12 protein-coding genes are annotated in these 14,430 nt (G+C 37.8%); 3 read left to right on the top strand and 9 right to left on the bottom strand.

All coding sequences use genetic code 11. The features are described from left to right. Positions 1-407 precede the first annotated feature (407 nt). The 6 genes from tyrS to HFC68_RS07530 form a co-directional block, all read right to left on the bottom strand. Positions 408-1,661, bottom strand: coding sequence for a tyrosine--tRNA ligase (tyrS, locus tag HFC68_RS07505; RefSeq protein ID WP_011672947.1), 1,254 nt, complete (start codon positions 1,659-1,661; stop codon positions 408-410). Positions 1,662-1,966: 305 nt separating this feature from the next. Then, complete coding sequence (gene pepV / locus HFC68_RS07510) at positions 1,967-3,364, bottom strand: dipeptidase PepV (RefSeq protein WP_011672946.1); 1,398 nt, start codon at positions 3,362-3,364, stop codon at positions 1,967-1,969. 143 nt (positions 3,365-3,507) lie between these two features. After that, positions 3,508-4,146, bottom strand: a complete 639-nt coding sequence (locus HFC68_RS07515; protein WP_002834503.1) for an SDR family oxidoreductase — start codon at positions 4,144-4,146, stop codon at positions 3,508-3,510. Between the two features lie 105 nt (positions 4,147-4,251). Then, entirely contained in the window at positions 4,252-4,710 is a 459-nt protein-coding gene (locus tag HFC68_RS07520) for a hypothetical protein (protein ID WP_002834504.1), read from the bottom strand. A 123-nt stretch (positions 4,711-4,833) separates the two neighbouring features. After that, positions 4,834-6,144, bottom strand: a complete 1,311-nt coding sequence (gene celB, locus HFC68_RS07525; RefSeq protein WP_011672945.1) for a PTS cellobiose transporter subunit IIC — start codon at positions 6,142-6,144, stop codon at positions 4,834-4,836. A 265-nt stretch (positions 6,145-6,409) separates the two neighbouring features. Further along, positions 6,410-7,501 (bottom strand): DUF871 domain-containing protein, encoded by a 1,092-nt coding sequence (locus HFC68_RS07530; protein ID WP_011672944.1) that lies wholly within the window; start codon positions 7,499-7,501, stop codon positions 6,410-6,412. 175 nt (positions 7,502-7,676) lie between these two features. On the opposite strand from HFC68_RS07530, the gene HFC68_RS07535 reads away from it, so the two are divergent. Both HFC68_RS07535 and thiD read left to right on the top strand, forming a co-directional pair. Beyond that, positions 7,677-8,720, top strand: a complete 1,044-nt coding sequence (locus HFC68_RS07535) for a DUF2974 domain-containing protein (protein WP_011672943.1) — start codon at positions 7,677-7,679, stop codon at positions 8,718-8,720. A 54-nt stretch (positions 8,721-8,774) separates the two neighbouring features. Beyond that, positions 8,775-9,584, top strand: a complete 810-nt coding sequence (gene thiD / locus HFC68_RS07540; RefSeq protein ID WP_011672942.1) for a bifunctional hydroxymethylpyrimidine kinase/phosphomethylpyrimidine kinase — start codon at positions 8,775-8,777, stop codon at positions 9,582-9,584. Between the two features lie 69 nt (positions 9,585-9,653). On the opposite strand, the gene HFC68_RS07545 is transcribed toward thiD, so the two are convergent. After that, positions 9,654-10,421, bottom strand: a complete 768-nt coding sequence (locus HFC68_RS07545; protein ID WP_011672941.1) for a lipoprotein — start codon at positions 10,419-10,421, stop codon at positions 9,654-9,656. Between the two features lie 157 nt (positions 10,422-10,578). Between HFC68_RS07545 and HFC68_RS07550 the strand changes: the two genes are divergently transcribed. After that, positions 10,579-11,184 (top strand): nitroreductase family protein, encoded by a 606-nt coding sequence (locus HFC68_RS07550; RefSeq protein WP_011672940.1) that lies wholly within the window; start codon positions 10,579-10,581, stop codon positions 11,182-11,184. Positions 11,185-11,241: 57 nt separating this feature from the next. On the opposite strand, the gene HFC68_RS07555 is transcribed toward HFC68_RS07550, so the two are convergent. Together HFC68_RS07555 and HFC68_RS07560 are read right to left on the bottom strand one after the other, a co-directional pair. Beyond that, positions 11,242-12,741: a glycosyltransferase gene (locus HFC68_RS07555; protein ID WP_011672939.1), complete on the bottom strand. Its 1,500-nt coding sequence runs from the start codon at positions 12,739-12,741 to the stop codon at positions 11,242-11,244. Then, complete coding sequence (locus tag HFC68_RS07560) at positions 12,741-14,342, bottom strand: glycosyltransferase (protein ID WP_011672938.1); 1,602 nt, start codon at positions 14,340-14,342, stop codon at positions 12,741-12,743. The genes HFC68_RS07555 and HFC68_RS07560 overlap by 1 nt, the downstream gene beginning before the upstream one ends. Positions 14,343-14,430 lie beyond the last annotated feature (88 nt).

The raw sequence follows: 14,430 nt of genomic DNA on the forward strand, positions 1-14,430 counted from the left end.
CATAATCTTGCGATTTGTAAGACCCTACACTATTGATTGTCAAAATTTTGTTCAGTTTTCAAAGGTCTACTATCGTTATCATATCAACGTTGTTAGCGTTTTTAACAACTTAATTAGTATATCGTGTGGAGATTCAAATGTCAACAACTAATTTTAATTAATTTGAATTAAAATTTGAAAACTTGATGACGTCATCTCTCGCGACAACAGAAATATACTATACACTCGTTTTTAAGGTTCGTCAACACTTTTGCCATATTTATTTTAAAAAATCGTAAATCACTAGCTAACTAGCTACTATTCCTGTATTCACATCCCTTGGGGGTGTTATTTTCATCGCTCTTAAGCCCATATATATTGAAAATAAAAAAGATTGAGCCAAAATTGACTCAATCTTTTTTATACTATTATTTTACTCGAGCTAAGAAATACTTCTTCTTTCCCCGACGTACAATTACAAACTTACCATCAAAGTTACTTGCAGGGTCGATTTCAGCATTAACGTCTGTTACTTTTTCTCCGTTAATTCGAATAGCTCCATTTTGAATGTCTTCCCGAGCTTGGCGCCGTGATGATTCAATCTTAGTGGTATCAACTAACCAAAGTACAATGTTTTCTTTCTTATTCTCAACATCAACACTTGGCATATTCTTAAAGCCTTGTTCAATTTCACTAGCAGTTAAATCTTTTACTTCACCTGAGAATAAAGCTGCTGAAATATGTTGTGCTTCTTCAACCGCTGCATCCCCGTGCACAAATGAAGTAACTTCTTCTGCCAAACGACGTTGTGCTTCTCGTTTTTCTGGAGCTGTTTTAACTGTTTCAGCCAAACGTTCAATTTCTTCATGACTTAAGAATGTAAAGTACTTCAAGAATTTAACTACATCCCGATCATCTTGATTCAACCAGAATTGGTAGAATTCATAAGGAGTGGTCTTTTCAGCATCTAGCCAAACGTTACCACCCTCGGACTTACCAAACTTGGTTCCGTCAGCTTTCAATAACAATGGAATAGTTAAACCATAAACCTTTGCTTCTTGACCTTCCATTCGGTGAATTAAATCTGTACCAGCTGTAATATTACCCCATTGATCTCCTCCACCGATTTGAAGTTGAACATCTTCATTCTTATATAGATGTAAAAAGTCAATTGATTGTAGAATTTGGTATGTAAATTCTGTAAATGAAATACCAACTTCCAAACGACTTGCTACGATATCCTTAGCTAACATCGTATTAACGTTAAATAACTTACCGTAATCACGTAAGAAGTCTAACAAGGACATTTTAGAAAGCCAATCATAATTGTTAACCATTCGGAAATTATCGGTTCCAAAAAATTTCACCATTTGAGACTTCAAGGCTTCTTCATTATGGTGAACTTGTTCCATAGTTTGTAGAACTCGTTCTGATTTTTTACCTGATGGATCACCAATCGATCCAGTCCCACCACCAATTAAAATAACTGGTTTATGACCTGCTTGTTGGAATCTCTTCAAAACCATGAAAGGAATTAAGTGTCCAATATGCATACTATCACCCGTTGGATCAATACCAGCATAAAGCCCAATCTTCTTTTCGTCTGTTAACTTTTTCAAGCCTTCTTCGTCTGTTTGTTGGTTAACCGCACCACGCCAAGTAAGTTCATCAATAATATTCATTTTCATTCCTCCAATTTTATCGACCATCTTCAATTAGAAATAAAAACGTCCCCAATCTTAAAAAATTAAGATCAGGGACGAATTTTTCCGCGTTACCACCTTGATTGAGTATCAATACTCCGCTCAACATCGATAACGAGATGATCCGTTCATTAAATGAAAGCTCCATAGTGTAATTCGCGTCATTAACAAGTCTGATTCGCATCCCCACCAGATTTCTGTTTGCTTGCTTAATAACCTACTATGCTACTTCAAAGCTTCGTTATTGGTTACAATTTTACGGATATTCAAAACGACTGTCAACCTTATTTAGCTAACTCATAAATTGCATGGGCGTAGATAACAGCAGCGTTGATAATATCATCAATTTCCATGTATTCATTAGCTTGATGCATGACATTTTCACGGCCTGGGAACTGGGCCCCAAAGGCAACACCGCGATCTAAAATTCGACCGTAAGTTCCACCACCAATGACCGTTTCTTCACCCTTTTCACCAGTATGTTCTTCGTAAACTGAAAGAAGTGTTTTAACCAATGGGTCTTCACCGGATACATAATGTGGTACTTGGGCGTGTCCATGAATTTCAACTTTTGCTTCAAAATCCGAAAGGGCCTCAGTTGCCTTTTCGATAATTTCATCCGCATTCGTTGATTGAGGGTAACGAACGTTAATAATAACGTGATTAGTCTTACCGAATTCGTAATTAAATAAGTCCGGTGTGACCGTTAAGTCACCCATCTTAGCATCAATCGAATTAATTCCTAACTTATGACCACGTGAATCTAAATGCATTTGTTCGGCAATCATCTTCAAATAGTTGCTGGCTACTTTAGTATTTAAGAAAGTTGCTAAAAAGGTAGCAGCATTCAATCCTGCTTTCGGTTCTAGCGCATGTGCTGATTTTCCAATCAAGAAAAATTTCAATTCATTTCCATCAACGGTAAATTCTCCCGTCAATCCATTTTCAGCTAAAAATGTATCAAATTCGGTTTTAAGTTCTTCAACGTCAACATTATCAGCAATTGCGATTGCTGTTGCATCCCGTGGAATCATATTTTCTTTAATACCACTAGTAAATGATTTCAAAACTAAATCGCCTTGTCCATCTGATTGAGGAAGTTCAATTTTGAAGGAAGCAATCCCTTTTTCACCATTAATAATTGGGAATTCAGCATCTGGAGAAAAACCAAAATCAGGAGTTTTTTCAACTTCAAGATAACGATTCATACCAACCCATTCGCTCTCTTCATCGGTTCCAAAGATTAAACGGATTTTTTTAGAAACGGGCAACTTCAATTCTTTAATGATTTGTAATGCTAAATAAGCAGCCATTGAAGGGCCCTTATCATCACTAATTCCACGTGCATAAATTCGTCCATTTTTTTCTACTGGTTCAAATGGGTTAGTTTCCCAACCTTCCCCAGCGGGCACTTCGTCCATATGACCGAGAATTCCGAAAATTTCTTCGCCATCTCCGTATTCAATATGACCTGCAACGTTATCGATGTTCTTCGTTACAAATCCATCTTCTTTGGCAAAAGCCAACATCGTTTCCAAAGCTTTACGGGGACCAGGTCCAAGTGGAGCATCTTTGGTTGCATGTTCTGTATCACGTGAGCTATCAATCTTAAGTAATTCCATTAAGCGTTCTAACATAACGTCTTTACGACTTTGTACTTCAGCATTCCAATCAATTGTCATCTGGGATACCACCTTTATTTTTATTCATATACATTTTTTCTATACGGTAGATTATACAGAAAAAAGATAAGGATGTGGAGTTCCACCTTTTAGAAGGTTAAAGATTTTTCACATACTTATCTTCATTTTTGTTACTTTCTTGTTTAATACCAGCTCGGCTTATCACCATCTGTATTGGGCTTATTAACACCGATGGAATGCTTCAACTCGGTATTATTTTGAATAAGTTCCACCACGATGTGAGCGATACTCTTCCGAGAAACTTCAGTTCCTTTGAAGACCTCGCCCTTTTGAGTAACTTCGAAATCAACTTCGTCGTTGTTAGTTAACCAAGCTGGACGAACGATCGTATAGTCCAGATCACTGTCCTCAATCACATCAGCGGCAGCCCGATAATTGGTTATGTAACTCCCCAATGTTGAATTATTCCATTCACCAAACTTACCAGGTACCTCATCGTAAATTCCAAGGGTAGAAATCCAGACTAATCTTTTAATCCCGACCTTATCCATCGCTTTTACCACCGCTTGGGCCTGTTGTTTAATATCGCCACCAGCTAAATTAGCGTAAACCGCATCGACTCCCTGCATAGCTGCGACTAATTGTTCTAAGTTAGTTGCGTCACCTTCGATTACGGTTTCTCGATCAGGTTGAACTGGATTTAAACGACTAGCTTTGCGTAAAAATAGCTTTAAACTATCATCCGTTTTTTCCAAAAATTCCTTTTCTGCCAAACGAGCAATTTTTCCATGAGCACCTAAAATCAAAACTTTTTTTGTCATAACTATCTACCTCCACTATTCATTTTACTTGCTTACAAAAAATTAGCAATTATAAACACTTTTACGTTTAGGTAATAATTTTCAATATTTTTAGCTACACCTTTTTTAATGAAAAGCGACAAAAACTTGCCAAAGGGTTACTACTGTACAAATTGCAATCACAATTAAATCACCAAGAATGGTTTCCATTTCCATTACTGCAAATTTCTCTACATCTTCGCTTACTTTATCAACTCGACGACGAGTTCTGATGGAAATCCAGCAGAAGTAGGCCACGATTAAACAACAAAATGGAACTAAAAACAAAACATTTTTATTCACCATTCCAGCTGAACTTCCTAGAGCTGCTGGCACCTCATTTTGTAGCATTGGTGAAGCGATAAAGGCAATTAGCAATGGTAAAAACGCAATCCACTGAATCCATTTAAACCGTGATAACGCAATTCCTTGTAACCATGTTGGTAAATTATCAATCGTCAATGTGGGTTTTCTTGAATCTGCAATCACTGCTTGGGCTTTTTCTGATTTTTGCGCCGCTGTTAATTTATTTTTTCTTTTACTCATATTTAATTCCCCTATCTCTTCTCAATCTACATTTAGCATAGCAGTTTCTTGGATAAATAAAAAATGCGGGAAATGAGCTTAACTAAACTCATTGGCCACATTTTTATTTTTTTAGTGATCGGCTTATTTGTTGGCCATTTGAGCACGTTTTTCAGCTTCTTGCTGAAGTGCTTGACGGTCAGCAATCTTGAAGAATGGATAGTAGATTGCTCCACCGATTGCTAAGTTAACTAATTGAATAACTGCACCGGAAATCTTACCAGTTGCAAGGTATCCAGAAATCAAAGGTGGAGTTGTCCAAGGAACAGCAACACCAAGTGGTTTACCAACCCAACCGAACTTCATTGCGTAGTAAGTCGTGATAACTGAAATCAATGGAACAATCACGAATGGAATCGCAATAACCGGGTTCAAAACAATTGGGAAACCAAAGATAATTGGTTCGTTAATATTGAATAATCCTGGAACACCAGCTAATTTACCAATAGCTGATAAGTTTTCTGATTTAGCCAAGAACATTAACATCAAAGCAAGTGATAATGTTTCACCGGCACCACCAAAGTGAACAAAGTTATCAAAGAATTGTTGTGTGGCAATGTTTGGAATAGCCTTATGTGCTTTAACAGCATCAGCATTTTCAGTCATCTTTCCTAACCAAATTGGAGCCATGATTCCACCAACGATGTTTGAACCATGGATACCAAATAACCAAAGGAATACAACGAAGAATTCAGCAACTAGAGCACCGAAGATTGATCCACCAACGACGTTCAAAGGTTGAGCAACGATTACTGTAATAACATTTGGAATCGTCTTAAAGTCCGTGAAGCTAACACCTAAACGAAGTAACCACATACCTAAAATAATAACAAAACCTGGAATTAATGATGAAAATGCATGTCCTACAGCAGGTGGAACTGTGTCTGGCATCTTAAATTGCCAATTTTTATGAATCATCCAAACGAATGCATCAGTAATGAATAACCCGATTAGAAGAGCTTCAAAGAGTCCCATTGAACCTAATTGTGTTAGTGGTACCCATGCTGCTCCTGCCTTATCTATATTCAATGGAATCGTTAACATAAATGAAGCTAAGGAAACCATACTTGCAGAAAGAGCATCGATTCCTTCATATGATTTAGCTAATTCATACGAAATACCGATTACAGCTACCATTCCGATCACACTAAATGTAGCATTAGTAGCCCAGCCAACCGTAGTTTGCCAATCTGCACCAAACAAACTTGACATCAAGTTTAGATATGCGGGGATTGGGAACTGACTAATAATCATGAATACTGATCCAATAATGATCAGTGGCATTACTAGCGCAAAACCATCACGCAAAGCAACCAAGTGACGAGATGAAGCAACTTTTCCGGCAATTGGCATTAGCTTTTCAGCAAATGCATTAGTCTTATTGTTGTCACTCATAAATAAAACCTCCCTAAATTTTTATTGATCAGCAATTACAATCTGAATTAGTAAATAATTGATATGACCTTAAAATTACTTTCCCAAAATATTGGAATCGCTTTCACAAATACATAATAACATTTGTACCTACAAATTAAAACCGTTAACACCTAATTTGGAATTTGTTTTTTATTATACATAAAAAAGTTATGGTTAAAAGCTGGTAGCCCTATTATTCAAGACCTTGATATCCGACTCTTGTTCCATAACTTTCTTATTTTTTCTATTTAGATTCAAGCATCTTGAAGTCACTCCAAGGCTGTAAGCTGTCTAAAATCATAGCATCTTCTTTAGCAACATGACCCACAACATTAACTCGACCATTATTTTCTAAATCTTGCAAAGCAATTTGTGTTTCAGCTTTGTACTGGGCATACTCATTATTCATTACTAACACGTCGCCTTTTTTAATTGGAACAGGATTGTTAGCAGGCACATCTTCATCACGATACCAAACGCGGGTCATTGTGCTACGTAAAACGTAATCCGAATGATCGCCACGATATGAGTGTTGGCTTTCAAAAACAATTTTATGTTCTAATTCTGTCATTGAAGGAGCTGGAATCACATGAAAGGCTGGCATACTCATTTTAAATGCTTCGGAAGCGGCTTTTAAATCTTCTTCAGTAACACCAGCATTAGAAATTAAGACATCATCAATCAATCCTAGCATCTTCAAATGCATAATTTGTGTGAAGAGGGTTTGTCCACGATGTTCTTCCAGTGAAACCATTTCTTCTTGGAGTGGCCAAGGACCGATATTACCAGAAGGGGCATTAACAAAAGCGGCGGTATTTAAATTATGCTTCCGATATTGTTCAGAGGTTTGTTTGAAATAGTCTAACCCTAATCCTGTATATCTTTGAGGATAAAAATTATGTGAACCAATCAAATTATCCCGGTTTGGTGAGTAATCCATGATTTGATCAATATAGTGCGTTCCACGACTCATATTAACTTCGATTTTTAAATCATAAGGATTATGCGTCATTCGAGCCTCTTCCATCCCCGTAAATCCTTCATCCAGTCGAATGGCCCATGCCCCAATATCATGGAAAAATTTGAGGTTATCGTAGGATACCCCTAACTGTTCAAACAAACGTGGATTGATATCTACCATCGTGTCCATTCCTAATGAATTTCCATATTCAATCATATCTTTGAATTGGTTCACGACCTTTTCTTGATCACCCTTGATTTGTAGTAGCGATGTAAAAATCCGTTTAAAACCATATTTACTTGCTAATTTAATATATTTTTTGGTTTCCTCCACGCCCACCCGGTCTGGATAGATTGAAATACCTAGTCTTCCCATTAAAATTTCCTCCTATTTCATTGGTATACACCAATAATGTATTCGCTTTCAGTATATCATCTATGACTAAAAATTTCAGCTATATTCTGTTTTTTACTTGTAACCGAGTTTGACGAGTGAACCAGCACCGTGATACTCTTTTTCATAACCTATACTAAGGACAGTGAATAGCACGATGACAAAATTAATTAATTTTTTAGCCGAGTATCAGCGCGAAATCGAAAGTCAGCCCATCGAATTAGACTTAGCTTTATTTAGCCGTTTGGTCGGACTCCCCTTTGAAGCCGTACTAACTCAGCCTTCAGCCCCTTTAGTGGAAGCTTGCATGAAATTAATTGAATTTGTAGATAATGAAAATTACTTGATTTTACCTGCTGATCGCCAAATGTTAGAACAAATTGCTTTTAGCAATCGATATCAAAGTGTTCAAATATGCGATGTGGTCCAAGGACCACACCGCTTTTTAGCGGCTACTTTTGTTCTTTCAAAAACCACTAAAGTCATTGCTTTTAGAGGCCCTAACGGAACCTTATTAAGTTGGAAAGCTGACCTCCATTTTTCATTTTCTTCCATAAATAAGTTAAAAATCCAAGCACACCAATATCTCCTCCAAGCCCTACAGCACGATAATCAAAACATCTATTGCGTTGGCTTTTCTCAAGGAGCTTCCATTGCTGCTCTAGCTTGCATGGATATTTCTGATACCCATCGTCATCGAATTCAAACCATTATCTTTGACAGTCCCGGATTACCTGATGACCATTATCAAAGTCCAATTCCTATTATTGAATTAGTTCCACCGCTGTCGTTATTCGCACTAGTTGGAGAACACCCTTTTCACCAAATTACCATTAGCAGCTCTTCAACAGGGATTTGGCAGCACGATCTTTATTCTTGGGAGGCAGATTCACATGGAGAATTTGCTAAAAACATTGGAATTACCAATCCCACGACTATTCAACACCAATTTATTCAATTATTACCAAGCAATATTACTGACGAAAATATTGACCGTACCTTGAATGTTGCTATCAGTATTTTTAGCCAATTAAATTTCCATTCCACTTCCGAACTTATTAAACATTGGAATCAGTTTAATGCTCTAATTCAAACTGAAATCACGGCCGAAAATATTGTAGTTAAAACTGCTATTCTTCGTCTCCAAAAATTGATTTTTAAAAATGCCGCTTTGAATCTCCAATCAATTCCATTAAATTAAGTTTCTTAAATTATGGTATCCTTGAATCAACCATTTATGAGGAGTGTGAATTTAATGTCAAATGAATTTCCACAAGCTTTAACTATCGCTGGTTCTGATTCAGATGGAAGTGCTGGAATGGAAGCAGATATGAACACATTCCAACGTCGTAACGTTCATGGAATGTGTGTCATGACTGCCTGCGTAGCCGGTAACTCTTACGGTATTCAAGCAAGCCACGCCCTACCCACCGATTTTGTTGATCAAGAATTTCAATCTCTTGCAGCTGATTTTAAAATCCGTGCTAGTAAAACTGGCATGCTTGCTGACAGTCCCATGATTGAAACAGTCGTTAAAAACTATCAAAAATTTGATTTTGGACCACTAGTCTTAGATCCTGTAATTATTACCAAGCATGGTGCCTTGTTACTTGAAGAAGAAGCTTTCGAAACTTTAAAGCAACAACTCATTCCATTGGCAACTGTGATTACTCCTAATTTTTATGAAGCAATCAAACTTACTGGTATTGATATTAAAAATGACGATGATACCATCCAAGCTGCTCATATCCTACAGGAAATGGGTGCTAAAAATGTGATGTTGAAGGGTTCGCACAAACCGGGTGAACAAACCGAAGTTCGTGACTTCGTTCTCTTGGAAGATGGCTCCAGTTTTTGGCTTAGTGAACCATACATTGAAACTGACCGGGTTAACGGTACTGGCGATGTCCTCTCAGCATGTATCACTGCTGAAATCGCTAAGGGAACTGATATTCCAACTGCTATCCGTATTGCTAAAAAATTTGTTACCGCTGCAATTGCCAACCCAATCGCAGTAGGTCATAAGTATGGACCCGTTAATCATTTAGCGAAATTCCAAGCTTAATCCATTTAAATTAAAAACGCGAAACAAATTTAAGGGTCAAGGCCCGCAACTTGTTTCGCGTTTTTTATATTAGTTTTCCGTATCTTTTTCAGTAACAGTCTGCACTGCCACATCATTGGCACCATTATCAGCAGCCGCATCGGAATCCGTAGTGGTAGAATTGGCAGTTGAATTATTAGCCGTCGAATTAGCATTCGAAGTGGTATTTCCAGCATTAGCCGGAGTGTAGTTACTGCCACCTGTATTACCCGCAGTTCCAGTAGTTGCTGCCCCACCAGCTGGGGTGTTGTTAGCAGCATCCGTAGTGGTATCGACTCCCGTAGTATCTGCACTTTGGTCCGTTGATTGAGTATCTACACTACTTTCTTCACTGGAAGATGATTCATCCATACTAACTGCATCAGCATCTGTAGATGTCGATGCACTATTAGCCGCCCACTCTGTATACGCGTCTGAATTATTAATAATAGTAACTTTAATTGTTGAACTAGCTGTATGCCCACTAGCCGTTGATCCAATTTCAAATTGAATCGACTTAACTTTCTTACCTAAATGAACATTGTAAACTACTTTACCTTCAGCATCTGCCTTGGCAACTTCGGTTTTTCGTGTCTTTAAATTGGTAATTTTAACTTCTGCCTTGGCATTAGTTTTAATATTAATTAAAGCATTACCCAAAGCATTGGTTTTCTCTTTTTTTGTATCTACTTTTAATTTAGTTGCTGTTTTTTGGACAGTATCCTCTTTAGTTGTTGTTTCTGGCTTAGCATTCTTTCCACAAGCTGCTAGCAAAAATAAGGTCATTATTGAAACTAAAATTGTACTAATCTTTTTCAAAGCTTCATCCTCCACCACTTCGGTTATTAACTTTAATTATTACAGTGTATTTATCATCGGTCAAACAGAATTTTTCAAAATGCTTGCAATTGTTTTAAAATATCCCTATACTTAAGTTACTAATAAAAAGTAAGTAACTTTAAAGGGGATTTTAAATATGTCAAATTCATTCTTAGATGCAATTAAAAAACGTCGTTCAATTTACGCTCTTGGTAAAAATGTTTCACTCAGTGAAGATGAAATTACTGATTTAATTAAAGAAGCTATCCGTCAAAGTCCTTCAGCTTTTAACAGTCAAACGGTCCGCGCCGTAATCCTATTCGGTAAGGCCCATGATGAACTATGGGATGGCATTCTAGACATTCTTCATGGTGAGGTTCCGAACGAAGAGGCTTTCCAAGCTTCCAAAGCCAAGGTGGAAGGAGCTTTTAAGGCTGGAGTTGGTACAGTATTATTCTATACTGATGAAAAAGTTATCGAGGACCTTAAAACTAACTTCCCATTGTATAAGGATGCTTTCGACATGTTTGGTGAACACGGAATGGGAATTGCCAACATGGATGTTTGGACAACGCTTGCTAATGAAGGCATTGGGGCATCATTACAACATTACAATCCAATTGCTGACAAGTTCATCGCTGATAAATTTGATATTCCGGCTAACTGGACCCTTAAAGCCCAAATGCCATTTGGTTCAATTGAACAACCTGCCGGTGACAAAGAATTCATGAATGACGAAGATCGTTTTCGCGTTATTAAATAATTAAAAAGTACAAAAAATAAGCTGTGGTAAAAGTTAAAAACTTTCCACAGCTTATTTTTATTTTAAGATAGCATGCCACTTTTGATAAACTTCATCGAAACGGTACTCCTGAGCTTTAGCGTAAGCACCTTGGCTTAATTGAGCCCAGAGAACATCGTCACTTAAGATTTTTTGAATTCGGCGCGCCATCTGTGCATAATCCCCGTTAGTAACAATATACCCATTCTTATCTTTTTCAATTAAACTATGCAATCCATACTTAGTATCAAAAGATACCACTGGAACGCCGTGCGCCATCGCTTCAATCAGGTTCATACCGGCAGCTTCACTAACCGAAGTATTGACTATAACTTGTGCACGATTATAAAATGATTGAATTTCATTATCCGTAAGATAATTACCAAAGATAACCTGAGCTTGAACTCCACGTTGTTCGACTAAATTTTTCATTTCATTTAACAGGTTTTGGTCGTTAGTATATCCCCTAAATTCCAACGAAGCGTCAGGGAACTGTTCGAGCACCTTAAAGAAGGCTTTTAAGGCTTCCATTGGTCGTTTATCAGCTTCTAGTCGACCACTAAAAATAATTCGTCCCGCAATTCGGTCCCGTAACCAGACCGGTTTGGAATTGATTAATTCGGGACTAATCGCCACATCAGGGGCGACTTGGACATTTAACTCAGGAAACTGCTCTTTAAGTTCCAACTGTTGTTCTTGTGTAGGAACAATAATTCCATCAAAATCTTGAGCCCGGATTTGGAGGGCAATTGAATATGCAGCAAAAGGAGTTCCACCTTGATCCACGTGTGAACCATGCAAAGCAACCCATTTAGAGGTAGCATTTTCTACATCAGCAATCACATAATCAAGCTCACGGTGATCGGATACCACTACATTATCGGTCGTTTGTTGGGTAACTTCATTTAAGAAAAATAGAAATAACTGATCTTCCGTGTCAAATCGATAATTCTTTCCATGATAATTAACTAATTTCCACATCGTAGGCTGTAATTGCCCTTCAACATTCATGTAGGTATTTTCAAGAACCACTTCGCCTGCCAAATTCAAAAAACGCCGTACGCCTAGGGAGCCATCGGGGTGAAAGTAATCAATTGAAGACTTAAATCCGCGCCAATCAAAGTTTTCTCGACTAACAACGGTTTCAAAGCGATCATAATATTCAATATCACCCACTAAACCGACCGTTCCAGGCATAATATTAATTCGAGCTAATTGGCGACCGGCATGGTCGACCGTTGAGTAGTCAGCTCCATGTTCGACCAATTGATATTCATTTAATGCCAGTTGCTTAAATTCGCGAACTGGTAATTGAACGCACTCTACCGCACTAGTTCCCTGAAAGAAATCATACATATTCAAAACATTGGTTGAATTTAAGTTAACTCGCTCAGCATCCCTAACCCATAAGCGATTATAATCTCTAGTAACATACCGAGCCTGGTCGCCACTGGCGTTAAATAGCAGGGTACGATTGGCTTGCGAGTGTTCCACTCCAGAATTAAAAGTGTAAATACTACGACTAACAAAATATTTCATTACTTACGGACCTCCCCACGATATTCTGGCATCGCCTTCAACTTATCTGGCCAACAATTTTCAGCATCTTGCAACAATTCTTCCCACGCGTGCCAAACATTTTCATCCGAGTAACGCTCAGCTGAATCGTAGGCTCCGGTTGAATATTTCTGGGCTAATTGTGGGTCTTTTAGCACTTTAATCATGGCTTGAGCGAGGGCTTCATAATCTCCATAAGGAACCACCTTACCATTTACACCATCTTCTACAATTTCATTTGGTCCATAATTAACATCGTATGAAAATGAAATCAATCCATGAGCAATGCCTTCCATTACCGCCAAATTAAATCCTTCCATTCGAGAAGTTAGACCAAACATCATTGCGTTATTTTCAACTTTATCAATATCGGTAGTGTAACCCTTCAATTTGACTACGTCTTCTAATTGATTGGCTTCGATAACCTCTTCTACTAATCGTCGAGCCTCGTAATTATTAGAACCATCCGCATAGCCGTAAAGATCTAAGGTAACTTCAGGGACTACCTGGTGAACCAATGCGACGGCTCGGACCAAATCATCTAGATGTTTTTCCCAAGCAATCCGCGCAAATGCAACAATTTTACCAAATTGGCGTTCTTTAACCGCAACTCGTTTACTGTTTAACAGTTGTTCTGGAACAATCCCAACTGGAATAGTGAATAAATGTGTTTTGGGTTGGAAACGAGCCCGTACATCTTGGGTCTGCTTTTTGGTAGCGCTGATAAATGCGTCATAACGATCCATTGATTTCAAGGCAAACTCATAGTGTTGGTTTAAAGTTGAATGCATTGGATTTTGAGCATCAGTTGCATGCGAATTGTGTAAATGAATCACCCGATAGGCGGGTTTTTCCATATTTAAGAGCGCCCAATCGCCTAAATGATCCCGATCTAAAATATAGATATTAGGTTGCGTTTCTGACCAAAAGTCATTATTTAAATCATCAAAAAAATGTTTTGTCAGCTCTTCGATTGTGTCAAATTGATAAACTTTTCCAGCTTGCGTTGTTAATTTCCAGGCTGATTGTTTCATCTCGCCTTGCGCATTTTTTCTGGTAAAAGCCTCAATCGCTACTCGACCTTCTGGTGTTTTCCATTCTTCAGTCCCAATTTGATTATCGGGGGTATACCACTGACTAAGCGAGATAAAACCACGACTATCATAATGATCAACTCGGTAAAGATTGCCAAATCCATCAAAGAGTTCAGTTGATAACACATGATCATCTTTAATATCAACATTGATTCTGGCAACTAATTGACCATCAATGGTTTCCGCTAAATAACGCTGGTGATCAAAATCTGAACTGAATTTCAGATTTTCAACTCCTAAATCTAAATCTGGAGGCGTGACAATCTTATTTTCAACGTGCATCGCCTGTTGGTAGTAATCAAACATGCTAATTACATGTTCATCATCGATTCCTGCTAAGGCGGTAAGTCGATGAGTTTCTGGACTCCAATCTCGCAAAACAATACGAGCCTCTCGGTGCATTTTATTAAAGAGCTTAAGGCGCTTTAACTGCGCGTGTTCAATTCCGGACTTCTTTTCTGGCATTTGTGCATTAATAAAAAATATCATTTTTCATTTCCTCGTGTTTCCACCTGATTTTTCCGTTAATTATTAGTCCATTATAGTATAATTTAGCTTCTTATTTGTGAAATCAAGG

It is taken from the genome of Pediococcus sp. EKM201D (genome assembly GCF_011800215.1).
Taxonomy (GTDB): Bacteria; Bacillota; Bacilli; order Lactobacillales; family Lactobacillaceae; genus Pediococcus; species Pediococcus pentosaceus.

What these genes read in the sequence shown, in the direction of transcription:
- HFC68_RS07555 (WP_011672939.1), bottom strand. Translation starts at nt 12,741, where the DNA reads ATGAAATATTTTGTTAGTCGTAGTATTTACACTTTTAATTCTGGAGTG.
- HFC68_RS07520 (WP_002834504.1), bottom strand. Translation starts at nt 4,710, where the DNA reads ATGAGTAAAAGAAAAAATAAATTAACAGCGGCGCAAAAATCAGAAAAA.
- celB (WP_011672945.1), bottom strand. Translation starts at nt 6,144, where the DNA reads ATGAGTGACAACAATAAGACTAATGCATTTGCTGAAAAGCTAATGCCA.
- tyrS (WP_011672947.1), bottom strand. Translation starts at nt 1,661, where the DNA reads ATGAATATTATTGATGAACTTACTTGGCGTGGTGCGGTTAACCAACAA.
- pepV (WP_011672946.1), bottom strand. Translation starts at nt 3,364, where the DNA reads ATGACAATTGATTGGAATGCTGAAGTACAAAGTCGTAAAGACGTTATG.
- HFC68_RS07560 (WP_011672938.1), bottom strand. Translation starts at nt 14,342, where the DNA reads ATGATATTTTTTATTAATGCACAAATGCCAGAAAAGAAGTCCGGAATT.
- thiD (WP_011672942.1), top strand. Translation starts at nt 8,775, where the DNA reads ATGTCAAATGAATTTCCACAAGCTTTAACTATCGCTGGTTCTGATTCA.
- HFC68_RS07530 (WP_011672944.1), bottom strand. Translation starts at nt 7,501, where the DNA reads ATGGGAAGACTAGGTATTTCAATCTATCCAGACCGGGTGGGCGTGGAG.
- HFC68_RS07550 (WP_011672940.1), top strand. Translation starts at nt 10,579, where the DNA reads ATGTCAAATTCATTCTTAGATGCAATTAAAAAACGTCGTTCAATTTAC.
- HFC68_RS07515 (WP_002834503.1), bottom strand. Translation starts at nt 4,146, where the DNA reads ATGACAAAAAAAGTTTTGATTTTAGGTGCTCATGGAAAAATTGCTCGT.
- HFC68_RS07535 (WP_011672943.1), top strand. Translation starts at nt 7,677, where the DNA reads ATGACAAAATTAATTAATTTTTTAGCCGAGTATCAGCGCGAAATCGAA.